Annotated in this window: 21 protein-coding genes; 8 read left to right on the top strand and 13 right to left on the bottom strand. The window is 70.4% G+C overall.

The features are described 5' to 3' along the window. Nucleotides 1-152: 152 nt before the first annotated feature. The 3 genes from infB to nusA form a co-directional block, all read right to left on the bottom strand. Nucleotides 153-2888 carry a translation initiation factor IF-2 gene (gene infB, locus AB3M90_RS04305; protein ID WP_412950166.1) on the bottom strand — a complete coding sequence of 912 codons (2736 nt, stop codon included), beginning with the start codon at nucleotides 2886-2888 and terminating at the stop codon, nucleotides 153-155. Between the two features lie 94 nt (nucleotides 2889-2982). Then, nucleotides 2983-3237 (bottom strand): YlxR family protein, encoded by a 255-nt coding sequence (locus tag AB3M90_RS04300; RefSeq protein WP_412950165.1) that lies wholly within the window; start codon nucleotides 3235-3237, stop codon nucleotides 2983-2985. Between the two features lie 60 nt (nucleotides 3238-3297). Continuing rightward, nucleotides 3298-4284, bottom strand: a complete 987-nt coding sequence (nusA, locus tag AB3M90_RS04295; protein ID WP_412950163.1) for a transcription termination factor NusA — start codon at nucleotides 4282-4284, stop codon at nucleotides 3298-3300. 132 nt (nucleotides 4285-4416) lie between these two features. On the opposite strand from nusA, the gene AB3M90_RS04290 reads away from it, so the two are divergent. Beyond that, nucleotides 4417-5772 carry a flavin monoamine oxidase family protein gene (locus AB3M90_RS04290; RefSeq protein ID WP_412950161.1) on the top strand — a complete coding sequence of 452 codons (1356 nt, stop codon included), beginning with the start codon at nucleotides 4417-4419 and terminating at the stop codon, nucleotides 5770-5772. Here AB3M90_RS04290 and AB3M90_RS04285 read toward each other — a convergent pair. The 3 genes from AB3M90_RS04285 to AB3M90_RS04275 are packed head-to-tail and all read right to left on the bottom strand — an operon-like array spanning nucleotide 5741 to nucleotide 9384. Next, nucleotides 5741-6805: an LOG family protein gene (locus tag AB3M90_RS04285; protein WP_412950159.1), complete on the bottom strand. Its 1065-nt coding sequence runs from the start codon at nucleotides 6803-6805 to the stop codon at nucleotides 5741-5743. The two genes, AB3M90_RS04290 and AB3M90_RS04285, sit on opposite strands and share 32 nt — an antisense overlap. A gap of 10 nt (nucleotides 6806-6815) precedes the next feature. Continuing rightward, nucleotides 6816-8570, bottom strand: a complete 1755-nt coding sequence (locus AB3M90_RS04280) for a proline--tRNA ligase (RefSeq protein ID WP_412950158.1) — start codon at nucleotides 8568-8570, stop codon at nucleotides 6816-6818. 43 nt (nucleotides 8571-8613) lie between these two features. Next, nucleotides 8614-9384 (bottom strand): isocitrate lyase/PEP mutase family protein, encoded by a 771-nt coding sequence (locus AB3M90_RS04275; RefSeq protein WP_412950157.1) that lies wholly within the window; start codon nucleotides 9382-9384, stop codon nucleotides 8614-8616. A gap of 206 nt (nucleotides 9385-9590) precedes the next feature. Between AB3M90_RS04275 and AB3M90_RS04270 the strand changes: the two genes are divergently transcribed. After that, nucleotides 9591-10868: an HNH endonuclease signature motif containing protein gene (locus AB3M90_RS04270; RefSeq protein WP_412950155.1), complete on the top strand. Its 1278-nt coding sequence runs from the start codon at nucleotides 9591-9593 to the stop codon at nucleotides 10866-10868. Nucleotides 10869-10997: 129 nt separating this feature from the next. Further along, a complete protein-coding gene (locus AB3M90_RS04265; protein WP_412950154.1) occupies nucleotides 10998-12413 on the top strand; it encodes an RNB domain-containing ribonuclease in 1416 nt (471 codons plus the stop codon). Between the two features lie 74 nt (nucleotides 12414-12487). Here AB3M90_RS04265 and AB3M90_RS04260 read toward each other — a convergent pair whose 3' ends face one another. Both AB3M90_RS04260 and ispG read right to left on the bottom strand, forming a co-directional pair. Continuing rightward, nucleotides 12488-13300 carry an alanyl-tRNA editing protein gene (locus AB3M90_RS04260; protein ID WP_412950153.1) on the bottom strand — a complete coding sequence of 271 codons (813 nt, stop codon included), beginning with the start codon at nucleotides 13298-13300 and terminating at the stop codon, nucleotides 12488-12490. Further along, the gene (gene ispG / locus AB3M90_RS04255; RefSeq protein WP_412950151.1) at nucleotides 13300-14451 is read right to left on the bottom strand and encodes a flavodoxin-dependent (E)-4-hydroxy-3-methylbut-2-enyl-diphosphate synthase; all 1152 of its coding nucleotides are present in this window, start codon (nucleotides 14449-14451) and stop codon (nucleotides 13300-13302) included. Before ispG ends, AB3M90_RS04260 begins: the two co-directional genes overlap by 1 nt. A gap of 239 nt (nucleotides 14452-14690) precedes the next feature. On the opposite strand from ispG, the gene AB3M90_RS04250 reads away from it, so the two are divergent. Then, on the top strand, nucleotides 14691-16574 hold the full coding sequence (locus tag AB3M90_RS04250) for a chorismate-binding protein (RefSeq protein ID WP_412950149.1): 1884 nt from the start codon (nucleotides 14691-14693) through the stop codon (nucleotides 16572-16574). On the opposite strand, the gene AB3M90_RS04245 is transcribed toward AB3M90_RS04250, so the two are convergent. From AB3M90_RS04245 to AB3M90_RS04235, 3 genes are all read right to left on the bottom strand, one after another. Continuing rightward, nucleotides 16567-17769 carry an RNA polymerase sigma factor gene (locus AB3M90_RS04245; RefSeq protein ID WP_412950147.1) on the bottom strand — a complete coding sequence of 401 codons (1203 nt, stop codon included), beginning with the start codon at nucleotides 17767-17769 and terminating at the stop codon, nucleotides 16567-16569. The two genes, AB3M90_RS04250 and AB3M90_RS04245, sit on opposite strands and share 8 nt — an antisense overlap. Then, complete coding sequence (locus tag AB3M90_RS04240; RefSeq protein WP_412950145.1) at nucleotides 17766-18131, bottom strand: YciI family protein; 366 nt, start codon at nucleotides 18129-18131, stop codon at nucleotides 17766-17768. The genes AB3M90_RS04245 and AB3M90_RS04240 overlap by 4 nt, the downstream gene beginning before the upstream one ends. 67 nt (nucleotides 18132-18198) lie before the next feature. Continuing rightward, nucleotides 18199-19512, bottom strand: a complete 1314-nt coding sequence (locus tag AB3M90_RS04235) for a M50 family metallopeptidase (protein ID WP_412950144.1) — start codon at nucleotides 19510-19512, stop codon at nucleotides 18199-18201. Nucleotides 19513-19577: 65 nt separating this feature from the next. Between AB3M90_RS04235 and AB3M90_RS04230 the strand changes: the two genes are divergently transcribed. The 3 genes from AB3M90_RS04230 (at nucleotide 19578) to AB3M90_RS04220 (ending at nucleotide 22691) form a co-directional block, all read left to right on the top strand. Beyond that, nucleotides 19578-20186 carry a hypothetical protein gene (locus AB3M90_RS04230; RefSeq protein ID WP_412950142.1) on the top strand — a complete coding sequence of 203 codons (609 nt, stop codon included), beginning with the start codon at nucleotides 19578-19580 and terminating at the stop codon, nucleotides 20184-20186. Nucleotides 20187-20291: 105 nt separating this feature from the next. Beyond that, on the top strand, nucleotides 20292-20984 hold the full coding sequence (locus AB3M90_RS04225) for a YcnI family copper-binding membrane protein (protein WP_412950140.1): 693 nt from the start codon (nucleotides 20292-20294) through the stop codon (nucleotides 20982-20984). A 90-nt stretch (nucleotides 20985-21074) separates the two neighbouring features. Continuing rightward, nucleotides 21075-22691, top strand: coding sequence for a Mur ligase family protein (locus tag AB3M90_RS04220; protein WP_412950138.1), 1617 nt, complete (start codon nucleotides 21075-21077; stop codon nucleotides 22689-22691). A gap of 4 nt (nucleotides 22692-22695) precedes the next feature. Here the strand turns inward: AB3M90_RS04220 and dxr are convergent, their stop codons facing one another. Continuing rightward, complete coding sequence (gene dxr, locus AB3M90_RS04215) at nucleotides 22696-23778, bottom strand: 1-deoxy-D-xylulose-5-phosphate reductoisomerase (RefSeq protein ID WP_412950136.1); 1083 nt, start codon at nucleotides 23776-23778, stop codon at nucleotides 22696-22698. A 37-nt stretch (nucleotides 23779-23815) separates the two neighbouring features. Then, nucleotides 23816-24775, bottom strand: coding sequence for an FKBP-type peptidyl-prolyl cis-trans isomerase (locus AB3M90_RS04210; RefSeq protein WP_412950135.1), 960 nt, complete (start codon nucleotides 24773-24775; stop codon nucleotides 23816-23818). 123 nt (nucleotides 24776-24898) lie between these two features. Here AB3M90_RS04210 and AB3M90_RS04205 point away from each other — a divergent pair, with 123 nt between their 5' ends. Further along, the gene (locus AB3M90_RS04205; RefSeq protein ID WP_412950134.1) at nucleotides 24899-25699 is read left to right on the top strand and encodes a lysophospholipid acyltransferase family protein; all 801 of its coding nucleotides are present in this window, start codon (nucleotides 24899-24901) and stop codon (nucleotides 25697-25699) included. The last annotated feature ends 6 nt before the right edge of the window (nucleotides 25700-25705 follow it).

The following is a 25705-nucleotide window of genomic DNA, read 5'->3' as shown; positions in this document are numbered from 1 at the left end:
CGGGGGGGCGGGCCCCCCCTCCCCGCCCCGCGCGCCCCTCACCCCGGTCCCCGGGGCCCCCTGCGGGGCTTGGGTTACCCCCCAATTTTTACCCCCCCCCCCCCCGCGGGGGGGGGGGGGGGCCCCCCCCCCCCCCCACGACCGGGTAGTGATCAGCCGCGCGGCTTCTCGACCATCTCGGTCGTCTCGATCTCGTCGCCGACCTGGATGTCGTTGAACTTGCCGAGGCCGATACCGGCTTCGTAATCGGTGCGCACCTCGGTGACGTCGTCCTTGAAGCGGCGCAGCGACTCGATGGCGAGACCATCGGCGAGCACGACGCCGTCGCGGATGACACGGGCCTTGGCGTTGCGCGTGATCGTTCCCGACCGCACGATGACACCGGCGATGTTGCCGAACTTCGAGGAGCGGAACACCTCGCGGATCTCGGCGACACCGGACTGGACCTCTTCGAACTCCGGCTTGAGCATGCCCTTGAGGGAGTTCTCGATCTCGTCGATGGCGTTGTAGATCACGGAGTAGAACCGGATGTCGACGCCCTCGCGCTGAGCGCGCTCGCGCGCCTTCGTGTCGGGACGGACGTTGAAGCCCACGATGATCGCGTTGTCGATCGTCGCCAGGTTCACGTCGGACTCGGTGATCGCACCGACACCGCGGTGGATGATCCGCAGCTGCACCGAGTCGTCGACCTCGATCTTGAGCAGCGACTCCTCGAGAGCCTCGACGGCACCCGAGACGTCGCCCTTGATGATGAGGTTGAGCGACTCGACCTTGCCCTCTTCGAGAGCGCGGGTGAAGTCCTCGAGCGAGATCCGCTTGCGGGCCTTGGCCAGCTGGGCGTTGCGCTCGACGGCCTCGCGCTTCTCGGCGATCTGGCGGGCCATGCGGTCTTCCTCGGTGACGATGAAGACATCGCCGGCGCGCGGAACCGAGTTCAGCCCCTGCACCTGCACCGGTCGCGACGGGTAGGCCTCGACGACCTGCTCGCCGTTCTCGTCGGCCATCGCCCGCACGCGGCCATAGGCCGTGCCCGCGACGATCGCGTCGCCGACGCGGAGGGTTCCCGACTGGATGAGCACCGTGGCCACCGAACCGCGACCCTTGTCGAGCTTCGCCTCGATGGCGACGCCACGCGCCGCCTTGTTCGGGTTGGCCGTCAGGTCGAGACCGGCGTCGGCCGTGAGCAGCACGGCGTCGAGGAGCTCCTGGATGCCGGTGCCGGCGCGAGCCGACACATCGACGAACAGCACGTCGCCGCCGTACTCCTCCGCGACGAGACCGTATTCCGTGAGCTGCTGACGCACCTTCGCCGGGTTGGCTTCGGGCTTGTCGACCTTGTTCACCGCGACCACGATCGGCACGTTCGCCGCCTGGGCGTGGTTCAGCGCCTCGACCGTCTGCGGCATGATGCCGTCATCGGCCGCGACGACGAGGATGGCGAGATCGGTCACCTGGGCACCGCGGGCACGCATGGCGGTGAACGCCTCGTGACCGGGGGTGTCGATGAAGGTGATCGCCCGCTCGATGCCCTCGTGCTCCGTCCACACCTGGTACGCACCGATGTGCTGGGTGATGCCTCCGGCCTCGCCCTCGATGACGTTGGTCTGACGGATCGCGTCGAGAAGTCGCGTCTTACCGTGGTCGACGTGACCCATGACGGTGACCACAGGGGGACGGATCTCGAGGTCGTCCTCGCTCTCCGCCTCCAGCTCGGCCTCGAGGTCGAGACCGAAGCCCTCGAGGAGCTCCTTGTCCTCGTCCTCGGGCGAGACCATCTGGATCTTGTAGCCCAGCTCCTCGCCGAGCACCTCGAACGTCGCCTCGTCCAGCGACTCGGTGGCCGTGGCCATCTCGCCGAGGTTGAACAGGATCGTCACGAGCGTGCCGGGCTGAACGGTGTACCCGGTCAGCGTCTCGATCTTGTCGGCGAAGTCCGCGATGGATGCGCCGCGGCGCATGCGGATCGTCTCCCCGTTGCCGCGGGTGACGTTGACGCCACCGACGACCGGGGCGCTCCGCATCTCGAACTCCTGCCGCTTCGCCCGCCGCGACTTGCGCTGCTTGCTCTTGCCGCCGCCCTTGCCGAAGGCACCGGCGGTGCCACCGCCGGGGCCACGGCCACGACCGCCGCCACCGGGACGACCGGCGAAGCCGCCGCCACCGGGACGCGCGCCGGGACCGCCGGCACCACCGGGACCGCCGGCGCCGCCGGGACGACCGGGGCCACCGGGACGCTGCTGGAACGGTGCGCCGCCGGGACGGCCGCCCTGGCCGCCACGCGGCGCGCCGGGACGAGGGGATCCGGGACGGGGCGCGCCGGGACGCGGAGCGCCGGGACGCGGCGCCTGCGGACGCGGGATGTTTCCGGGAGTCGGGCGCTGGCCCATGCCCTGCGCCGAGGCGAAGGGGTTGTTCCCCGGACGGGGGCCCGCCGGGCGCTGACCCATCCCCTGCGACGAGGAGAACGGGTTGTTGCCGGGACGGGGCGCACCCGGCTTGGGTGCTGCACCGTCGGAGGGCTTGGGCGACGCCGGGGTGGGCGCCGCAGCCGCGGGGGCCGCCGGCGCGGACTTCTGTGCCGCGGGCGCGGTCGCCGTCGGGGCGGGTGCCGGCGCCTCGGGCGCAGGCTTCGGACCGGGCTTCGGGCCCGGGGTCGGTGCCTTGGCGGCGGGCTTCGCCGCAGGCTTCGCGGCAGCAGCCGCCGGAGCGGCGTTCTTGAGCGACCCATCGGCCTCGATCGCCGCGCGCAGCTTGCGCGCCACCGGCGGTTCGATGGTCGAGGACGGGCTCTTCACGAACTCGCCGAGTTCCTTGAGCTTCGCAAGTGCGACCTTGCTGTCGACGCCGAGTTCAGCGGCGATCTCGTGTACGCGTGGTTTACCAGCCACAATTCTCCTGTCTGGGTCGGTCTGCCCAGACAGGGCAGACCACTAGTCGCGGACGGGTCTCATTTCGAGCCGTTCACTTTGTTTCCATAGCTGTTCAGCCTTTGTTTCTTGGTGGGTGCTGTTCGAAGATCCGCGTGTCCAGCTGAGTGGATACGCGCAGTGCTCTACCGAAGGCGCGGCGCCGCAACGCGGCATCGACGCATTCCCGGGTCGGATGCACCCACGCGCCCCTCCCCGGCAGGACAGCACGTTCGTCGATCACGAGAACGTCGTTCTGGGACACCACTCTGAGCAGAGCGGAGCGGGGAGCACGCGTGCGACATCCGACGCACGTTCGTACGGGTTCCATCTTACACCTGCGTTCCCCCGCCCCTCTCCCCGGCACGGTGAGTCGGAAGGCGGGAAGCGATCAGTCGTCGAGGACGCTGTCGGGCTGGATGTCGATCTTGGCTCCGGTGAGCTTGGCGGCGAGACGGGCGTTCTGGCCCTCCTTGCCGATCGCGAGCGACAGCTGGTAGTCGGGCACCAGGGCACGGACCGCCTTCGTGCCGGCGTCGAGCACGAACGAGCTCGTCACCTTCGCCGGCGAGAGCGCGTGCGCCACGAAGGTCGCCAGATCCGGGTCGTGGTCGACGATGTCGATCTTCTCCCCCGCGAGCTCCTCCGTCACGGCTCGCACGCGACGGCCCATCTCTCCGATGCAGGCGCCCTTGGCGTTGATCGAGGGGTCGTTCGCCTTGACGGCGATCTTCGTGCGGTGACCGGCCTCGCGTGCGAGGGAGACGATCTCGACGAGACCTCCCGCGATCTCGGGCACCTCCAGCGCGAAGAGCTTGCGCACGAGACCGGGGTGGGTCCGCGAGACCGTGATCTGCGGTCCTTTGAGCCCCTTCGCGACGCTGGTCACGTAGACGCGCAGACGCGAGCCGTGGGCGTACTCCTCGCCGGGCACCTGCTCTTCGGGAGGAAGGATCGCCTCGACCGAACCGAGGTCGACGTGGATCATGCGGGGGTTGGGGCCCTGCTGGATCACGCCGGCGACGATGTCACCCTCCTTGCCCTTGAACTCCCCGAGGACGGCGTCGTCGGCGATGTCGCGCAGGCGCTGACTGATGACCTGCTTCGCGGCGAAGGCGGCGATGCGCCCGAAGTCGTCGGGAGTCGCATCCTCTTCGCCGATGACGGCGCCCTCGTCGTCCCTCACCACCCGCAGCACGGCCACGTGGCCGGTCTTGCGGTCGAGGTCGACCCGCACGCCCTCGGGGGTGGCTCCGTCGGCGGAGACGTGCTTGGAGTAGGCGGTCAGGATCGCCTGCTCGATGATCGAGACGAGCTCGTCGAAGGGAATCGCCTTCTCCTTCTCGATCCCTCTCAGCAGACTCAGTTCGATGTCCATGACGGCCTCCTCTATTCAGCTCTCGTCGCGCCGGTTCGCACGCGCGACATCCGTACAACGATACCCTGTGAGCTGCGCGCGCTGCCACGACGGCCGTCGCTCCGACCCCGTCCCGATGCCCCAGGAGGACCCGTGAACACGTTCGACACCGTGGTGATCGGCGCCGGGATGGCGGGCGTCACCGCCGCCCGCATGCTGACCGATGCGGGACAGCGCGTCGTGGTCCTGGAAGCGCGCGACCGCATCGGCGGACGGATGCACAGCGACCGCGAGGCGGGGTTCCCCGTCGATCTCGGGGCGTCCTGGATCCACGGCATCGACGACTCCCCGCTCTGGGATCTCGTGCAGGCTCTCGGCATCCCCACGCTCGAATACACGGTCGGGAGCTTCCAGGTCGGTGGCCGGCCGATCGAGAACTTCGACGGCGAGGCGAGGCCGATGGATGCCGCGGCCACCCGGCAGTGGATCGCCGACGTGGAGGAGGCCGACCGGCTGCTGGTCTGCGAGATCGACGCCTCATCCCCCGGCGACACCTACCTGGACGTGACGGAGCGCGCGCTCGACCGCTCGGCGCTGGCCCCCGAGCGCATCGACGAGATCCGCGAATTCTTCCGGCACCGGGTCGAGGAGCAGTGCGGCGCCTGGATCGGCGACCTCGATGCGCACGGCCTCGATGAAGACGCGATCGACGGCGACGAGGTCATCTTCCCCGGCGGATACGACGAGCTGCCGCGCCGGATCGCCGCGGGACTCGACATCCGCCTCGGACAGGTCGTCGAGTACGTGGGGCGCTCGTCCGCCGGGGTCGTCGTCCGCACCGCCGATTCCGAGGTCACGGCCGACCAGGTGCTGGTCACCGCGCCGCTGGGCGTGCTGAAGGCCGGATCCATCTCCTTCGATCCCGCCCTTCCCGACGACATCGCCGGGCCGATCGACCGTCTCGGCATGGGGGTGTTCAACAAGATCTTCCTCCAGTTCCCGACCCGCTTCTGGCGCGAGGACAGCTACGTCGTGCGCGCCCTGGGCGAAGCCGGAGAGCGCTGGCACTCGTGGTACGACGTGTCCGCGGTGAGCGGCATCCCGACCCTCCTCACCTTCGCCGCCGGACCCCTCGGACGTCACCTGCAGGAGGCGACCGACGACGAGATCGTCGACGACGTCGTGGCCGCCCTGCGCGCGCTCTACGGCGACGCGGTCGTCGAGCCCCGGGCGCGATGGATCACCCGCTGGGGCGACGACGAGTTCTCGCGGGGGTCGTACTCGCACCTCGCCCTCGGCTCCTCTCACCACGATCACGACGAGCTCGCAGGACCGGTCGACGGCGTGCTGCACTTCGCCGGGGAGGCGACCTGGGGCGACGAACCCGCGACGGTGGGGGCCGCCTACTACTCCGGCCATCGCGCCGCGGAGCGCATCCTCGGCCGTCCCGTCGACCGGGATGCCTTCGCCGCGGGGATCAGAGCTCGCGAGCGGACGGCAGATCGTTGATCGCGCGGATGAGCCGGAAAAGGTAGCCGATCTGCCGCTGGTCCAGATGCAGGATCAGCCGCGGCAGGTGGAGCACGTCGTCGTCGGCCACCTCTGGACGCCGCGGATCGTTGCGCTCGATCCGACCGGATGCGAGCATCGAGCCGAACCGGTCGTTGAGCTGCTCGATCTCCTCGTCGGTCGGCGCCGTGCGAAGACGCAGCACCAGCGAGTCGCCGACCCATCGCAGTGAGTCGTAGTTGCGCCAGAAGCCGGCGATCTCGGCGCAGGCGGCCTCGACCGAGTCGGTGACCAGCACGCGATCGAAGTCTCCGACCGAGATGACCCCCATCGGCTCCAGCGTCTCGTCGATGAAGCGGCGCAGCCCCTGCCAGAAGGTTCCGCCCGGCTGGTCGAGGAGCACGATGGGCGTCGGCTCCGCCTTGCCGGTCTGCTGCAGCGTGAGCAGCTCGAACATCTCGTCGAGCGTGCCGAACCCGCCGGGCAGGCAGACGAAGCCCAGCGACTCCTTCACGAGCATGAGCTTGCGCGTGAAGAAGTACTTCATCGCGACGACCTGGCCCTGCCCGGTCACGAGGCTGTTGGCCTTCTCCTCGAAGGGCAGGCGGATCGACACGCCGAGCGACAGCTCAGGCCCCGCTCCCTCGGCGGCCGCCTGCATGATCCCCGGCCCGGCCCCGGTCACGACCATCCATCCGTCGGCGGCGAGGGCGGCGGCGATGTCGCGCGCCTGGAGGTAGAGCGGGTCGTCGTGACGGGTGCGCGCCGACCCGAACACGCTCACCTTCGGCACCCCGCGGAACGGCGCGAAGAGACGGAACGCGTCGCGCATCTCGGCGAGAGCCGCGGACGCGATCTTGAGGTCGAGCCGGTTCGCGTCGTCCTCGCCGAGCTGGATCGCCGTGCGCAGCATCCGCTTCACCAGGCGCCGGTCGGTGTCGACACCGGCGTCGTCGAGCAGGGTGTCGAGGGCGGCGTCGAGCTCGGCGTTCAGGTCGGCGTTCAGCGCCGGCGGAAGCGGTTCGTCGATCATGGCGGGCGGTTCAGCTCGTGAGCCGGCCGACGACCTCATCGATCGAGACCGCGTCTCGTTCGCCGGTGCGGCGATCCCAGACCTCGACCTGGCCGTCGGCGGCCCCGCGCCCGACGACGACGATCCACGGGATGCCGACCAGCTCCGCGTCGCCGAACTTGACGCCCGGCGAGACCTTGGCGCGGTCGTCGTACAGCACGTCGAGTCCGGCGGTCTCCAACTGGGCCGACAGGGCCTCGGCCACCTCGTACGCCACCTGATCGCGGCCGGCGGCGACGACGTGGACGTCGAACGGAGCGACGGACGCGGGCCAGATCAGTCCCTTGTCGTCGTTGTTGAGCTCGGCGATGATCGCGAGGATGCGGGTCACGCCGATGCCGTAGGAGCCCATCGTCACCGTCACGAGCTTGCCGCTCTCGTCGAGCACCTTCAGCCCGAGAGTCTCGGCGAAGAAGCGTCCCAGCTGGAACACATGGCCGATCTCCATGCCGCGGGCGAGCTCCACCGGGCCCGAGCCGTCGGGCGCGGGGTCGCCTTCGCGCACGTTCGCGATCTCCACCACGCCGTCGGCGAAGAAGTCGCGGCCCGCGACGACCGAGTGCGCGTGCTTCTGATCGATGTTGGCGCCGGTGATCCATCTCGTGCCCTCGCTCACGCGCGGATCGACGAGGTAGCGGATGCCGGTGGCCGACTCCTCGCCGAGCACGGGGCCCGTCGGCGACCAGGGCCCGATGTAGCCCTTCACGAGGAGGGGGTTGTTCTCGAAGTCGTCGTCGGTCGCCGTCGAGACGTCGGCGGGCGCGAAGGCGACCTCCGCGCGCTTCTCGTCGACCTCGCGGTCGCCGGGGATGCCGACGACGACCAGCTCGCGCGAGCCGTCGAGATGTGTGAGGGCGAGCACGACGTTCTTGAGCGTGTCGGCCGCGGTGTACTCGCCGTCGAGGTGCGCATTGCTGTGCGCGACGAGCGTCTCGATCGTCGGGGTGTCCGGCGAGTCGAAGATCACCGGCGCGGCTGAGGCATCGAAGGGGACGGCGTCGGGCACGGCGGTCGTGAACGCCTCGACGTTGGCCGCGTAGCCTCCGGCGCTGCGGACGAACGTGTCCTCCCCGACGGGCGTCGGGTGGAGGAACTCCTCGCTTCGCGCCCCTCCCATGAGTCCGTTGTCGGCGTTCACGATGACGTACTCGAGTCCGAGGCGCTGGAAGATGCGCTCATAGGCGTCGCGCTGCTCCTGGTAGCTGACCTCCAGGCCCTCGTCCGAGGCGTCGAAGGAGTAGGCGTCCTTCATGGTGAACTCGCGTCCGCGGAGGAGCCCGGCCCGCGGGCGCGCCTCGTCGCGGTACTTGTCCTGGATCTGGTAGATCGTCAGCGGCAGATCTTTGTACGAGGAGTACAGATCCTTCACGAGGAGCGTGAACATCTCCTCGTGGGTGGGGGCGAGCAGGTAGTCGGCGCCCTTGCGGTCCTGCAGACGGAAGATGCCGTCGCCGTACGACTCCCACCGGCCCGAGGCCTCGTAGGGGTCGCGCGGCAGGAGCGCCGGGAAATGCACCTCCTGGGCACCGGCGGCGTCCATCTCGGCACGGATGACGGCCTCGATCCTCGACTTCACGCGGAGACCGAGCGGCAGCCAAGTGAACACGCCCGGAGCGGCGCGACGGATGTAGCCGGCACGGACGAGCAGGCGATGGCTGGTGACCTCTGCGTCGGCAGGGTCTTCGCGGAGCGTGCGGAGGAAGAACTTCGAGAGACGAGTGACCACGGCTCAAGTCTAGTGAGCCGTGGTCACTGCCTCCGCGGACCGGTCAGTTCAGCGCGGGCAGGCCCGACGGCACGACTCCGCCGCCGTAGAGGCTGGCCGCGAGCTCCTGCAGCGCCGTGAGGGCCACGCGCTGCGGCAGAGGGCCGTAGGAGATGCGCGCCACGCCGAGCTTCTCGTATTCCGATGCGGCCAGCGCCCCGGGGAGGCCGATGACGCTCACCTTGCGCTCGCCGATGCCGTCGACGAGCTGGCGGGTGACGTTGGCGTCGAGGATGCCGGGCACGAAGACCGACGTCGCCCCGGCGTCGAGATAGGCCCGTCCGCGCTGGATGGCGTCAGCGGTGCTCTCCTGCACCGACCGGTGCCCTGCGCGCACGAAGGCGTCGGTCCGGGCGTTGAGCGCGAAGGGCACGCCTTCGGCTTCGGCGGCCTTCACGATCGCTTCGACCGCGGCCACGGACTCGTCGAACGGCTTCAGGCGGTCTTCGACGTTCGCGCCCGCGATGCCCACGCCGATGGCGAGCCGCGCGGTCTCGCCCGCGTCGCCGTAGCCGTCGTCGAGGTCGGCGCTGACCGGTACGTCGACGGATGCCGCGATGCGCCCGACCATGTCGATCATGATCTCGCGCGGGGTGGCGCCGTCGTCGTAGCCGAAGGAGGCGGCGATGCCGTGTCCCGCCGTGGCGATCGCCTTCGTCTCGGGGAGAGCCGCGACGGCACGGGCGGACACCACGTCCCACACGTTCACGACGCGGAGGATCTCCGGGGCGTCATAGAGTCCGACGAGGGTCTGGGCCTTCGATGCAGTGGTCATGACACCCACGCTAGTGCGGGTCTTCGACATCGGGGCCGGTCGGCGGGATGCGTCCGGCTTTCGGGTGACGGATGCCGGCGCATTTGACGTGGGCGTGGGCGAAGCTCGCATCGGTATCGCCCTCGTCTCGGATCGCATTCCGGTATGTCGGTTTATGGGTCTGATCTGGGTGTTCGAATGTCGGTGGTCCCTGGTTGGGTGGGGGTATGACGGGGGTGGCCGGGACGACGATCGAGCAGGTGAGAGCACTGGGTGCGGTCACCGAGATGCTCGTCGAGGTCGAGCGGACGATCAGCAGCGTGCAGGCCGTGCGCGACGGGTTGTTGGCGGTCGGGTCGCGGTTGGCGGTCGAGGTCGCGGGGCGGGCCGGGTCGGCTGATGAGGTGGATCTGGTGTTGCGGACGGTGGCGGCGGAGTTCGCGGCCGCGCTGCGGGTCAGCGACCGGACGGTGCAGCGGCGGATGACGGATGCGTCGTGGCTGGTGGAACGGTTCCCGCTGGTGTGGCGGGCGCAGGGCGAGGGGCGGATCAGTGCCGCCCACGCCCGGGTGATCTGCGACGCCGCAGACCACCTCGACGACCGGGCAGATCGGGACGCGTTCTCGGCGGAGATGATCACCTTCGCGGAGACGGAGTCCGCGAACCGGACGGCGCGGATGGCGCGGCGGGTCGCGGAACGGTTCTCATCCCGTTCGATCGACCAGCGGCATGCGGATGCGCGGTTGACGCGGGGGGTGTGGGTGAACGACCTCCCCGACGGGATGGCCGAACTCGGGATGCGCGGGCCCGCCGCGCTCGTGCACGGCGCGTTCGACCGGATCACCCGGATGGCGAAGACCGTGCAGCACCAGACGCCGAGCCCCGCGGTCGAGCAAGACCCGCGCACGCTGGGTCAGGCCCGCGCCGACCTGGCCCTCGACCTGCTCCTGACCGGAGCCCCCGCCGGACACGACACCCCCGGCGGGCTCCTCGCCGCGGTCACCGCCACCGTGTCGGTCACCGTCCCGGTCACGACCCTGATCGGCACCGGGACGACACCGGCCGAACTCAACGGCCGCACCCCGATCGACCCGGCCACCGCCCGCACGCTCGCGGGCGCAACATCCGGATGGGACCGCATCCTCACCCACCCCATCACCGGCGCCCTCCTCACCGTCGACCGGTACCGGCCCAGCTCAGAACTCAAACGACACCTCACAGCGAGGGATCAACGCTGCCGATTCCCCACCTGCGGCTACCCACCCACGAACTGCGACATCGACCACCACCACGACGCCGCCCTCGGAGGACCCACCACCGCCGACAACCTCGGACACCTCTGCCGCCGCCACCACACCCTCAAACACCACACACCCTGGCACGTCGAACCCCACACCGACGGCCACTACACCTGGACCAGCCCCACCGGCCAGACCTACATCGACCGGCACCCACCCCCGAACACCATCACCTTCACCCAAGACGACACCCCACCACCCTTCTGACCCCACCCTTCAGAGCCGACACTCTTCAGAGCCGACACCCTTCTGAGCCCGGGACCCTTCTGATGAAAAGGCGTCCGAGGGATGCGGGTTCGAGCAAACGACCACCGCCACCCGACCTAGTGTGGGAGCATGCCTCAGCGCCGATCGCACGTCGCCCCGTCCGCCGCACAGACCGAACTGGCCGCGGCATTGGCCGCGCTCCGGCGATCCCTCGAGGCTCCTATGGAGTTCCCGCCCGAGGTGCTCGCCGAGGCCGAAGCCGCGCGCGCGGCGGAACCCGACCTCGACCTGTGCGACGTCCCGTTCGCGACCCTCGACCCTGCCGGCTCGCGGGACCTCGACCAGGCATTCCATCTGGAACGCGACGGCTCCGGATACATCGTCCGCTACGCCATCGCCGACGTTCCCGGATTCGTCACTCCGGGTGGGGCTGTCGATACCGAGGCCCGGCGCCGCGGTCAGACCCTGTACGCCGCGGACGGCAGGATCCCGCTGCATCCGGCCGTGCTCAGCGAGGATCGCGCCTCTCTCCTCCCCGGCGTCGACCGACCGGCCTTGGTCTGGACCTTCTCGCTCGACGCCGAGGGCGCCGTCAGCGAGTTCCGCTTGGAACGGGCCCTCATCCGTTCCCGCGTCCAGCTCGATTACGAATCGACCCAGGCGTCGCTCGACCGCGGCGAAGACGGTCCGGCATCCCTGCTCGCCGAGATCGGAGCGCTGCGGATCGACCAGGAACGACGCCGCGGTGGCGCGAGCCTGAATCTGCCCGACGAAGAAGTCGCGCGCGCAGAAGACGGCGCGTATGACATCGAGCGCGCCAGCCCCCTGCCCGTCGAGGAGTGGAACGCGCAGCTGTCCCTGATGACCGGCATGGCGGCGGCATCCCTCATGATCGACGCCGGCGTCGGCATCCTGCGCACGATGCCGAGACCCGATGACGATGCGTTCGAGACATTCCGACACCAGACCGAGGCCCTCGGCCGCCCCTGGACGTCCGGCGACTACGGCGAATACCTCCGCGGCCTCGACAGGACCGATCCGCTGGCCCTCCCCGTGCTGCAAGCGGCAGCGGCGCTCTTCCGCGGCGCCGGCTACGTCACGTTCGACGGAGAAGCTCCCAGGGACGCGATCCAGGCAGCGATCGCCGCCCCGTACGCCCACGCCACAGCGCCGCTGCGGCGCCTCGTCGACCGCTGGGTCCTGGCGATCTGCCTCGCCGTCTCGACCGGACGGGAGATCCCCTCCTGGGCGCGCGAATCGCTCGATCAGCTTCCTGCCCTCATGCAGGAGTCGGGCCAGCGGGCATCGCGGCTGGACGCCGCGACCGTCAACGCCGTCGAGGCCGCGCTGCTCGTGCCGCTGGTCGGCATCGAGGTCGACGCGACCGTGATCGAGCTGCGCGGCGAACGCGCGTCGGTGCAGATCGCCGACCCGGCCGTGACCGCCACGGCGCCGGTACCCGCCGATGCGAAGCCCGGAGACGTCGTCCGCCTGCGCGTCATCCGTGCCGACATCGCGAACGGCGAGGTCGAGTTCGCGATCTGAATCCCGGGACGGCGCCCGGCGAGCTCAGTCGGACGGGACCACCGTGGTCGTCATCACCAGCAGTTGCGGGTCGGTCAGGTCCAGCGCCACCGAGATCGAGGCGAACGCGGAGAGCGATTCGACATGCGTCCCGCCGCAGAGGATGACGGCCTCGCCCTCGGGCAGCGCGCAGTGCCAGCGGCGGCGATCCACGATCGTCGAACCTCCGCCTCGATGCGGCTGGGCGCCGCAGAGGCCACCCAGGCCGCGAGCTGCGCATTGATCCGCGACTCGCGCTCAGCGATTGTCGCAGCCAAGGCCTCGGTGTCGAACCCGGCACGACGCAGGCTCTTGCCGAGGCGGTACTCGTCGACGGCACCATCCTCGTGGATCCGACTGGTCTGATTCGCCCGTCCCTCGAAGTCGGGATTGCCGAGGGCGTCCGCTCCCGGATCCTTGCGCCACAGGTGGGCGACCGAGAGATCGAGGGCGAGCGAGGCGAGATGGCAGGCCGTGTGCCCGCGACTCAGGCCCGCGCGACGACCGGCGTCCACGGCCAGGCTGACCGACGCCCCGGGCGCGAGCGCGGCGGGCGCGTCGGCGACGAGCCGATGACCCACCAGCCAGGTCCATCCCTCGGCGCCGCGCTTGACCGGGATGTCACGGCCGACGGCGAACACGCCCTCGTCGCTCACCGCGGCCATGACCGCTTCGGCGACGGACGCCGCGTCACCGCCCATACGGATTTCGCCCGAGTCGCCCGGCTGATCGGGCCAGGTGTGGTCGACGGGGTGGAACGGCGTCGCGTCGACCACGACCACCGCGCCGTCGGGCGTGCTCTCGACGCGGGTGACGACTCCGTCGCCGGTGACCGCGCCGCCGGCGAACGAGACCAGCGTGGAAGCCATCAGGCCGTGACGACCTGAGCGGTGCCGAGCGGCGCCTCCGGTCCCATCTCGGCGGCGATCCTGTTCGCCTCCTCGATGAGCGTGGCCACGATGTCGGCCTCGGGCACCGTCTTGATGACCTCGCCCTTGACGAAGATCTGCCCCTTGCCGTTGCCGGAGGCGACGCCGAGGTCGGCCTCGCGCGCCTCGCCCGGGCCGTTGACGACGCATCCCATCACAGCGACACGCAGCGGAACGGTCATGTCCTTGAGCCCCTCGGTCACGTCTTCCGCGAGCGTGTACACGTCGACCTGCGCGCGCCCGCACGACGGGCACGACACGATCTCGAGCTTCCGTTCCCGCAGATTCAGCGACTGGAGGATCTGATGCCCGACCTTGACCTCTTCGGCCGGGGGCGCCGACAGCGAGACGCGGATGGTGTCGCCGATGCCCTCGCCGAGGAGGATGCCGAACGCCGTCGCGCTCTTGATGGTGCCCTGGAAGGCGGGACCCGCCTCGGTGACGCCGAGGTGCAGCGGCCAGTCGCCCATCTGCGCGAGAAGGCGATACGCCTGCACCATGATCACCGGGTCGTTGTGCTTGACCGAGATCTTGAAGTCGTGGAAGTCGTGCTCCTCGAAGAGCGACGCCTCCCACCGGGCGCTCTCGGCGAGCGCCTCGGGAGTCGCCTTGCCGTACTTCTGCAGCAGCCGCGGATCGAGCGAACCGGCGTTCACGCCGATGCGCAGCGACACCCCCGCATCCGATGCCGCCTTAGCGATGGCCCCGACCTGATCGTCGAACTTGCGGATGTTGCCGGGGTTCACACGCACCGCCGCGCACCCGGCGTCGATCGCCTGGAACACGTACTTGGGCTGGAAGTGGATGTCGGCGATCACCGGGATCTGGCTCTTCTTCGCGATGATGTGCAGCACGTCGGCATCATCCTGCGAGGGAACGGCGACACGAACGATCTCGCATCCGGATGCCGTGAGCTCGGCGATCTGCTGCAGCGTCCCGTTGATGTCGGTGGTCTTCGTCGTCGTCATCGACTGCACGCTGATCGGCGCATCTCCGCCGACGAGCACCTTGCCCACTCTGATCTGGCGGGACTTGCGACGCGGGGCGAGGACTTCGGGGATCTTCGGCATCCCAAGGTTCACTGCTGGCACCCCTCAAGCCTACGCCGCCGCGACACCGCGGGGCTGGACGCGGGCCGCGTGCGGCGCCGGAGGCACGGCGTCATCCGCCCCGGCCGGTCATCCGCGGTGTGGTAGTTTTCACCCGATGCACGCGAACCTCACCTGGTGGCCCGCCTCCTAGGCGGTGTGTTCGCGTTCCCACGAATCGAGACCGCCTCCGGGGCGGTCTTTTCGTTGAGCCGAGCCGGAGCCCTGCACAGGAGACAACGATGACCCCCTCACGACTCGCCGAGCTCAGCGCCGACCCCGACGCATCCTTCGTGCTGATCGCGCGCGAGGGCGCCGACACGGTCGAGCTGCTCAGCGGCGAGGTCGTCGACGTCGACCTGCTCGCCGACATCCCCCTCCACCGCGGCGGCGCCGCACGCGAAGTGTTCGCCCTGGTCCCCTACCGGCAGGTGCGAGAGCGCGGCTTCGTCGCCCAGGACGACGGGGCGCCTCTGCGCTGCCTCCTCGTCGACGAGCACCTGCGCCTTCCTGCCGCTGAGCTCCTCGAATCGCTTCCCGACGCGCCGGTTCCGCTGCGGGACGACGGCTTCGACATCGCCGACGACGAGTACGCGGCCATCGTCGAGACGGTCATCACTGATGAGATCGGCCGGGGCGAAGGGGCCAACTTCGTCATTCGCCGAGACTTCACAGCGACCATCGACGTCGACGACCGCACCGCCGCCCTCACCTGGTTCCGCGCTCTCCTGACCCACGAGCGCGGCGCCTACTGGACGTTCGCGGTCGTCACGCCCGGTCATATCGCCGTCGGAGCGAGCCCCGAGGCCCACGTCGTCGCCCGCGAGGGCGTCGTCACGATGAATCCGATCTCGGGAACGTTCCGTCACCCCGCCGGCGGCGCGACCAACGAGACGCTGGTCGACTTCCTCTCGTCGACGAAGGAGACCGAGGAGCTGTTCATGGTCGTCGACGAGGAGCTCAAGATGATGAGCGCCGTATGCTCCGACGGCGGGCGGATCACCGGTCCGCATCTCAAGGAGATGTCGCGTCTGACCCACACGGAGTACATGCTCCGCGGTCGCAGCGCGCTCGACCCCCGCGACATCCTGCGCGAGACGATGTTCGCCCCGACCGTCACGGGCTCCCCGATGCAGAACGCGTGCGCGGTCATCCGACGGCACGAGCGCAAGCCCCGCGGATACTACTCCGGCGTGGCGGCCCTGTTCACGCCGAATGCCGACGGCGGTCACGACCTCGACGCCCCTATCCTCATCCGCACCGTGTACCTGCACGACGGCCGGCTTAACGTGCCCGTCGGCGCGACGCTGGTGCGACACTCCGACCCGCTCGGCGAGGTGTCCGAGACCCATGGCAAGGCGGCCGGCGTGCTCGGCGCGATCGGCGCGATCGACCGTGACCGGGTCGCCGAGGCCCGCACCGACACCGACGCCCCCGGCGACGAGCCGTCGCTGTCCGACGACCCCGACATCGCGGATCTCCTGTCGTCGCGCAACGCCCGGCTCGCCGACTTCTGGCTGAACCCGCAGGGCGACGATCGCGACGGACCCTTCGCCGGGCGCACCGCCGTCGTCGTGGACGCCGAGGACCGCTTCACTACGATGCTCGCCCATCAACTGCGTCACCTAGGCCTCGTCGTGTCGATCCGCCCGTGGAGCGAGGTGCAGGACGCCGAGATGGATGCCGCCGACGTCGTCGTGGCGGGGCCGGGGCCCGGCGACCCGCGAGACGCGTCGAACCCCCGGATCGTCCGCATGCGCGAGGTCGTCTCCCGGCGGCTCGACGACGGAGCCCCCCTGCTCGCGGTCTGCCTGAGCCACCAGATCCTCAGCGACCGGTTCGGCATCGCTCTGACTCCGCTCGATGCACCGCATCAGGGCCTGCAGAAGGTCGTCCCCGTCTTCGAGGAGGAGGCGTCGATCGGCTTCTACAACACGTTCACCGCGCGAGTCGCACCGGGAACGCGCGACGTCGGCGGAGCCGAGGTGTCGGCGGATGCCGTCTCCGGCGACGTCTACGCCCTCCGCGGCCCGCATTTCGCTTCCGTGCAGGGGCATCTCGAGTCGATCCTGTCCCGCGACGGCATCCGCACGCTCGAGCGGCTCGTCGCTCACGCCCTCACCTGATCGGCGCGGCCCGGCGCGCGGCGAGCAGGCGGCGCTCGGCCTCGTTCCGGGTGAGCGTCAGCGCCCGAGCATCCGCCGCTGCGGCTTCGCGCACCAGGCCGAGGCGACGCAGCAGGTGCGCCCGAACCGCGTGCCAGAGATGGAACCCCTCGAGCGCGTCCTGCAGCGCGTCCACCTCGTCGAGCGCGCCGCTCGCGTCGCCCGTCTCCGCCAGTGCGACGGCGCGGTTCAGACGGACCAACGGCGACGGATCGAATTCCCGCAGCATGTCGTAGAGGACGACGATCTGCCGCCAGTCCGTGTCCTCGATCCGGTCCGCATCCGCATGGCACGCCGCGATCGCCGCCTGAAGCTGCCATCGACCGGGGCACCGCAGCGCCGCGGCACGATCGAGCGCCTGACGCGCCCGCGCCTCGAGGCGGTGGTCCCACCGATGGCGATCCTGCTCCCCGAGCAGCACGAGTTCACCCGCCTGCGACCTCGCGGGCTCCCTGCTCCGGTGGAACGACAGCAGAGCGACGAGTCCGTGCGCCTCCGCCTCTCCCGGCAGAGCATCCGCGATCACCTCGGCGAGCCAGAGCGCGTCGTCCGCGATGTCGCGATCCGCGTGCGCGTCGCCCTCGGGAACGAGATGCGCTTCGTTGTACATCACCGACACGACGGTCAGCACGAGATCGAGCCTCGGGGCACGCTCGGCGCCGACCGGCACGCGCAACGGGATGCCGGCCGCGCCGATCTTGCGCTTCGCCCGGACGATCCTCTGCCCTGTGGCGACAGGCGAGCTCAGGGTCGCGCGTGCGATCTGCTCGGTGGTGAGCCCGCACACCGCGCGCAACGTCAGAGCGAGCTGCGCCGAGGGCGTCAGAGACGGATGGCAGCAGCCGAACAGCAGCGGCAGGCGCTCATCGATCTCGGACTCCGGTGCGGGGCGCTGGTCGGCGAGGAGCTCGAGCTTCTGCCGATAGCGCTTCTCGCGACGCAGACGGTCGAGCGCGTTGTGCCGGGCCGCGGTCGTGAGCCATGCGCCCGGCTTCGGGGGCACGCCGTCTCTGCGCCACTGCACGAGAGCCTCCGCGACGGCATCCGCCACGGCCTCCTCGGCCAGATCGAGATCTCCGAGCGACGCCGTGAGGGCGGCCACGATCCGCGCCGACTCGACGCGCACCACCTGCCCGAGGGCGAGGTCGGATGTCATTCGAACTGGCTGTAGTCCGTCACCATCGGACGGATCTCCACAGAGGTGCCGGGCAGCTCGAGCATCGGCCAGGTGCGGACGAGGGCGATCGCGGCGTCGAGGTCGGGCACGTCGATGATGCTGAAACCGCCCACGGCCTCACGAGCCTCGGTGAACGGACCGTCGACGACGACGGCGCCCTGCGCCGCATGCCGCAGCGTGGTCGCCGTCTCGACGGGCTGGAGTTCGGCCCCGCCGTCGCTGATCGCTGCGTCGTTGTCCTGGAACCACCGGTAGACGCGCGCATACACGTCTTGAGCGACCTCGGGTGCGACCTCGGCGTCGTGCTCGGGCGTCGACGTGAACATGATGACGTACTTCATGACAGGTGTCCTTTCCTCTGGAGAACCGTTACACCTGCACAGCGAACGGACAAGGACGATTTCGACATCACTGCAGGATGTTCACCGGATTGAACAGATCGGCGATCAGCAGAAGCGCCCCCATTCCGATCAGCAGCACGGCCACGACGACGGTCAGAGGCACGAGCCGGGTGGCGTCGACCGGTGCCGGCGGAGGCCGACGGAACAGCTTCGCCCCCGCCCGCTTGATCCCCTCCCACAGCGCGACCACGATGTGACCGCCGTCGAGCGGCAGCAACGGGATGAGGTTGAACACGAACAGCGCGACGTTCAGCGATCCCAGCAGCCCCAGCAGCACGGCGAACCGGTTGAGGACGGGGGCGTCGGTGGCCGCGACCTCGCCGGCGATCCGTCCGACGCCGACGACGCTCAGCGGTCCGTTCGGATCGCGCTCTCCGCCGGTCACCAGCGAGACGGCGACATCCCACAACCGCACGGGCAGGGTCATGATCAGCGAGGCCACCCTGCCGACGGTCTCCCCCGTCAGCTGCGGTCCCGCACTCAGGGGCTGCTGCAGGTATCCCATCTGCGAGCCCATGCCGACATACCCGACCTCCTTGACGACCGGCTGTCCGGCCTCGTCGAGGATCGGCTGCCCGCCGGCATCGGTGATCGTGCGCTGGGCGGCGATCGGCGTCATCGAAAGGGTCTCCTCGGCACCGTCGCGCCGCACGACGACGTCGAGGGTCTCGCCCGGCGACGCCTGCACGATCGCGGTCGCCTCGGCGAACGTCGACACCGGCTGCCCGTCGATCGAGATGAGGACATCGCCCGGCTCGATTCCCGCCTCCGCTGCGGGGGACGGCGGATCGTCGGCCGTGCATTCGGTGGCCGTCGACTGTGCCGGCACCACGCACTCCGTCACGGAGGCGATCGTCGTGGTCCCCTGCTGGATGCCGATCCCGGAGACCAGGACCGTGAAGATGATCAGGGCGAGGAGCAGGTTCATCAGCGGGCCGCCCAGCATGACGATCACCCGCTTCCACACCGGAAGGCGGTAGAAGACGCGGTCCTCCGCCCCCTCGGCGATCGTCTCGTCGTTGGCCGAGCGCGCATCCTGGATCAGCGAGCGGAAGATCCCGCGCGCCGGACCGGTGGTCGTCGAGGCCGGGTACATGCCCGACATCGAGATGAACCCGCCCACCGGAAGCAGCTTGACACCGTACTCCGTCTCTCCGAGGCGCTTCGACCACAGGCGAGGCCCGAAGCCGATCATGTACTGGCCGACACGCACGCCGAAGAGCTTGGCGGGGACGAGATGGCCGACCTCGTGCAGGCCGATCGACAGGCCGAGGCCGATCAGCATGAACAGGATGCCGCCCAGGTAGAGCAGGATTTCCACGAGGCAACGCTACTGCCCGCTGTCTAGGAATCCGCCCGGCACCGCCGAGCGACTACGCTGATCGGGTGACCTCCCGGCAGCTGCGACTGATGCGCGCTGCCGCCGTCTCGTCGGTGGCCACACTCATCGCCGCCGTCTCCCACACGCTCGGCGGCGGAGCGGCGCCGCATCCGCTTCTCGTCGTCGCGGTCGCGATCCTGCTCCTGCCGGCGTGCGCCGTGCTGGTCGGGCCACGTCGATCGCGTCCCCGGGTGGCCGCCGCCGTCGTCGTCGGACAGGCGGCGTTCCATCTGGTCTTCCAGGCGCTGGGATCGCCGACCGGATCCGCGGCGCTCGGTGCGGGCTCCCCCGCCGGTGCCGCACACGCGCACCACCTCGACCTCACGGCGCTCCCCGCCGCGGCACTCGGCGCCGCCGCCGCTGCGCCCGGCCCCGCCATGATCGGCGCACACGTCGTCGCCGCCGCGCTCACGACTCTGCTCCTCTGGCACGGCGAGACGATCGTCCGTGCCGTCGCCGGCTGGTTCCTGGCGCGCCTCCACGCGGCGGTCGCGTGCTCACCCGCCGAGCACGGGCGACCTGTCCCCCTCCGTTCGCTCGTTATCGCGACGCGCGACGCCGCCGTCTCCGCCGCCGTGTCGCGGCGCGGCCCTCCCCTGCTCCTGCGCGGCTGAACGGTCGCACTCGATCCGCCGCGCCGCCGCGCGCGGCGTGACCCTTTCCCGCGGGTTCCCGCGTCGTCCCGGCGCGCCCGCAGACGAGCAATCAGGAGATCACCCATGAACACCCTCACCACCCCTCGCGACCGCTCCCGCCGAGCCGGCCGCCTCTCGCTCGCCGTCGTCGGCGGCGTCGCCCTCGCGCTGGCCGTCCCGACGATGGCGGGCGCGCACGTCGGGGTCAGCCCCGATCAGGTCGCCGCCGGCGATCACGGCGTCCTCACGTTCTCGTTCTCGCACGGCTGCGACGGCTCCCCCACGACGGCGCTGCACATCACGATGCCCGACGGGCTGGCCTCCGTCGCGCCGACCATGGACGGCGACTGGTCGATCGACGTCGAACGCGGAGACGACGGGCTCGTGCGCGCCGTCACCTACACCGCCCTCGCCCCGGTGCCCAACGACCTGCGCGGCGCGGTGAGCATGTCGGTCGGACTCGACGAAGACACCCCCGAGTCGCTCGCCTTCCCGGTCGTGCAGGAGTGCGTCGAGGGCTCGACCGAATGGACGCAGCTGGCCGAGAACGGTGAGGACCCGCACTCGCTCGATGCTCCGGCACCGGTCGTCACCGTCACCGAAGCCGCCGCAGGCCACGGCGCGCACGCCGACGCCGGCGCCGGCGAGGACGAAGCGGATGCCGCGGCGGAGTCGGCGGCATCCGATCCGCTTCCGGTCGCCCTGGGCGCCGGCGGGCTCGTCGCGGGCATCGCCGCGCTCGTCGTCGCCGTGCTCGCGTACCGCCGGCGCGTCTGACGCCTGCGGCCCGCCCCTCCTCGACCGTGGAGGGGCGGGCCGCAGACCGGGTTCGTCGCACCTCCGTGAGATCATGGAGGCGACATGTCGATGGAACAACAACCGAGCCTGCCTCCCGTGCTCCGCCCCGCGAACCCGCCCCGGCGTGAGCTCTCCGAACTCGCCGCCCGCTATGCCCGCGCCGTCCGGGGCGACGTCGAGGGGGTCGTGCTCTCGGGGATCACGCTCGCCACGGCCGACCTGCGGCCCGGAGAGGCGTTCGTGGCCATCCGGGGGCTCAACCGGCACGGCGCCGATTTCGCGGTCACCGCCGCCGAGAAGGGCGCGGTCGCGGTCATCACCGACGAAGACGGCGCCGAGATCGCCGCATCGAGCGGTCTGCCGATCCTCGTCGTCGACGACCCGCGCGCCGTTCTGGGCGATCTGAGCGCCTGGGTCTACGGGACTGGCGCCGACGACCCGCTTCCGCTGCTGTTCGCGACGACCGGCACCAACGGCAAGACGAGCGTCTCGCATCTGCTGGAGGGCATGCTCGAGCAGATGGGCGTGATCACCGGGCTCTCGTCGACCGCCGAACGCCACATTGCCGGCGAGGTGATCGTGTCGCGCCTGACGACGCCCGAGGCCTCCGAGATGCACGCGCTGCTCGCACTGATGCGCGAACGCGACGTCGAGGCCGTGGCCGTCGAGGTCAGCGCCCAGGCGCTGTCGCGGCACCGCGTCGACGGGATCCGGTTCGACGTCGCGGGCTTCACCAACCTCAGCCACGACCACCTCGACGACTACGCCGACATGGAGGAGTACTTCGAGGCCAAGCTGCCGCTGTTCCGGCCGGACCGCGCCCGTCGCGGCGTCGTCTGCCTGGACTCGCCCTCCGGCGCCGTCGTGGTCGAGCGGGCCGAGATCCCCGTCGTGACCGTCGGAACCCCGTCGATCGCGGCCGACCCCCACGCTGCTGCGCGGGCCGACTGGGTGGTCGTGATCGATGACGAGCGCGCCGCCGGCACCACCTTCACGATGAGCGGGCCGGCCGGTTCGCTGACCACGACCGTGCCGGTGATCGGCCCCCACATGGCGGCGAACGCGGCGCTCGCGGTCGTGATGCTGCTCGAGGGCGGCTACGCCTGGGCGCGGATCGTCGAGGCGCTGGGCTCGGGCGACGGCATCCGCGCCTATCTGCCCGGACGCACTCAGCTGGTCTCCGGAGAGCGCGGCCCCGCCGTGTTCGTCGACTTCGGGCACTCCCCCGACGCGTTCGAGAAGACCCTCGCCGCCGTGCGCCGGGTCACGCCCGGCCGTGTGCTCATGCTCTTCGGCGCCGACGGCGACCGCGACGCGAGCAAGCGCTACGACATGGCGCGCACCGCCGTCGAGGGCAGCGACATCCTCGTCGTCACCGACCACCACCCGCGCTTCGAGGACCCCGCGTCGATCAGGGCGACGCTCGTCGCGGGAGCGCGGTCCGCACGACCGGATGCCGAGATCCACGAGTACTCCCCGCCGGAGAGCGCGATCGTGGCGGCCGTCGGACTGGTCGGCGACGGCGACGCGATCCTCTGGGCAGGCCCCGGCCATCAGGACTACCGCGACATCCGCGGGGTGCGCACCCCCTATTCGGCGCGCGAGCTCGCTCGCCGCGCACTCCGCGCCGCCGGGTGGCCCGTGCCGGATCCGCGGTGGCCGGTACCGTACTCCGACGAGGACTGACCGCTCAGGCTGCGGCGATGAGCCGGTCGGCCGTGCGCCGCGCCCAGGTCTCGGCCTCGGCGAGCGATTCGACCGTGAGGACGTCGGGCGCGTCATGGGCATCGACGACGCGGGCGATGGTGTCGACGATGCCGAGGAACGACAGACGCCCCTCGTGGAAGGCGTCGACGGCCTGCTCGTTGGCCGCGTTGTAGACCGCCGGGAATGTGCCGCCGGCGCGGCCGACGGCTTTCGCCAGTGCGACCGACGGGAACGCCTCGCCGTCGAGCGGCTCGAACGTCCACGACGTCGCCCGCGTCCAATCGAGCGGGCGGCCCACGCCCCCGACCCGATGGGGCCAGTCGAGCCCGAGCGAGATCGGCAGCCGCATGTCGGGCGGCGATGCCTGCGCGATGGTGGAACCGTCGATGAACTCCACCATCGAGTGCACGATCGACTGCGGATGCACCACCACGTCGATGTCGTCGTATGCGATGTCGAACAGCAGATGCGCCTCGATGACCTCGAGCCCCTTGTTCACGAGCGTGGCGGAGTTCGTCGTCACCATGCGCCCCATGTCCCACGTCGGGTGGGCGAGGGCCTCGGCCGGCGTGACGTCGGTGAGCCCGCTGCGGTTGCGTCCGCGGAACGGACCGCCGGATGCCGTCACCACGAGCCGCCGCACCTCCGCATGCGTCCCTGAGCGGAGCGCCTGGGCCAGGGCCGAGTGCTCGGAGTCCACGGGCACGATCTGGTCGGGCCGGGCTGCGGCGAGGACGAGCTCGCCGCCGACGATGAGGGACTCCTTGTTGGCGAGAGCGAGAGTGCGACCGGCCTGGAGCGCGGCGAGCGTCGAGCCGAGCCCGATCGACCCCGTGATCGCGTTCAGGACGACATCGGCGTCGACGTCGCGCACCAGCTGCTCCGCCTCGGCGGCGCCCAATGCGGTGTCGTCGACGCCGAACTCCGCCGCCTGGGCGTTGAGAGACGCCGCGTCGGTGCCCGCGGCGAGACCGACGAGCTCGAAGCGACGCGGATTGGCCCGGATCACGTCCAGAGCCTGCGTTCCGATCGAGCCGGTGGAGCCGAGGACGATGATGCGACGCATGACGCCAGCCTAGGACACGGCCCCGGCCGGCCCCCGCCTACTGCTGCTGGACGGGAGTCGTGGCCAGGATGTCGACGACGAACACAAGGCTCTCCTTCTGGAGCTCGTGCCCCTCGTTCGCGCCGTACCCGTCGGAGGGCGGCATGACCACGAGAACCTGCGATCCGACCTTCTGGCCCTCGAGCGCCTTCTGGAAGCCGGCGACGACACCGGTCGTCTGGAACTGCGCGGGAGCGGCGTCCCGGCTCCAGCTGGAGTCGAACTCCTCGCCGTCCGACCACTTGACGCCGAGGTACTGCACCACGACCAGATCGCCCGACGCGACCGTCGGGCCGTCGCCCTGCTTCAGGACGGCGACCTGGGTCTCGGCAGGGGCGTCGCCGTCGGGGATCGTGACGGTCGGACGACCCGCGTCGTCGAGCTCGACGGTCGGCATGCCGGGCACCGGGTCGACCGGTGTGCCCGTGGCGACCTCGGGGAGCTTGTCCACCGCCTCCGCGTACACGACCTTGCTGGTCCCGCCCTCGCCGAACACGCTGCCGGGCAGGGTCAGGACGATCCGGGAACCGGCCGGCTGGCACTCCAGCGCCGCGACGAAGAGCGATGACTGGTCGGTGTCGAGGAGGACCGGAAGGACGCCGCCCTCGCCGCGTGCCGATGAGTCGACGACCTCGCCGGTCGCCGCCTCGATGATCTGGAACTGCACCGAGACGAGGTCGCCCACGACCAGGTCGTCGCCGTCGCCCTCGCTCACGACCGTGCGCTCGACGCCGTCGAAGGCGGCATCGGCGGGCACCGAGACCGTGGTGTCGGTTCCCTCACCCTCCACGGTGACGGCATCCGACGTGGTGCCCGGCTGCGCGTCCAGCGCACACTCGCTCGCCGCCGACGGCTCGGGAGAGCTCGAACTCTCCGGTGCGCCGCTGCCGGAGCACCCTGCGAGCAGAAGGGTCGCCGCGGCGACGGTGGACAGGACGATGGGCAGACGCTTGCGCACAGTGAGACCTCGAGATCGCGGGCGGGACACCTCATCCTGCCCCATTCCCCTTTGCCCTCGCTGGGAGGCACGACGGGAATCTCCATTCCCCGTACGGCATGCATCGCGGAGTAGCCTGCTCTGATGACCTCTGAGCAGTCCGTCGAGCCCGGGATGTCACCCGACGGCACGACGTCGTCGGACGAGGAGACAGCGAGACCGCGGCAGGCCGGCTTCACGTACGCGCTCGGACGGAGCCTGATCAGTCCGCTCGCGCGCCTCGTCTACCGCCCCCGGATCGAGGGCAGGGAGCACGTGCCGCCGACCGGCGCCGTCATCTTCGCCAGCAATCATCTGTCTTTCATCGACTCCGTCGCGATCCCGGTGGCGGCGCCGCGACCGGTCCACTTCCTCGCGAAGTCGAGTTACTTCGAGGGAGCGGGCTTCCGAGGCTGGCTCAGCCGGACGTTCTTCCAGTCGATCGGAGCGATCCCCGTGCGCCGCGGCGCCGGTCAGGCGGCGCTCGACGCGCTCGACCTCCAGCGTCAGCTGCTCGACGAAGGTCTCGCGGTGGCCCTGTACCCGGAGGGCACCCGATCCACCGACGGCCGGCTGTACAAGGGACGCACCGGAGTCGCCTTCCTCGCCCTGCAGACCGGAGCGCCTGTCGTTCCGGTCGGTCTGATCGGCACCGACAAGGTGATGCCCGTGGGAGCCAAGGTGCCGACCGTCTCCGAGCGGATCACCGTGAAGTTCGGCGCGCCGCTCGACCTGTCGCCGCACGGCCCGGCCTCCAGCGGACGCGCGCGCAGGCTGGCGACCGACGACATCATGGCCGCGATCCATGCGTTGTCCGGGCAGGAGCTGGCGGGTGCCTACAACGAGGCGCCCGCGCAGGGAGCCATCGAGAAGATCAAGCAGGCTCTGCCGCACGAGCGTCGCTGACAGAGC

The sequence above is a fragment of the Microbacterium martis genome, from assembly GCF_047246685.1.
Taxonomy (GTDB): Bacteria; Actinomycetota; Actinomycetes; order Actinomycetales; family Microbacteriaceae; genus Microbacterium.
The sequence above is the reverse complement of the archived record's forward strand: the minus strand, read 5'-3'. Positions and strand labels throughout refer to the sequence as shown.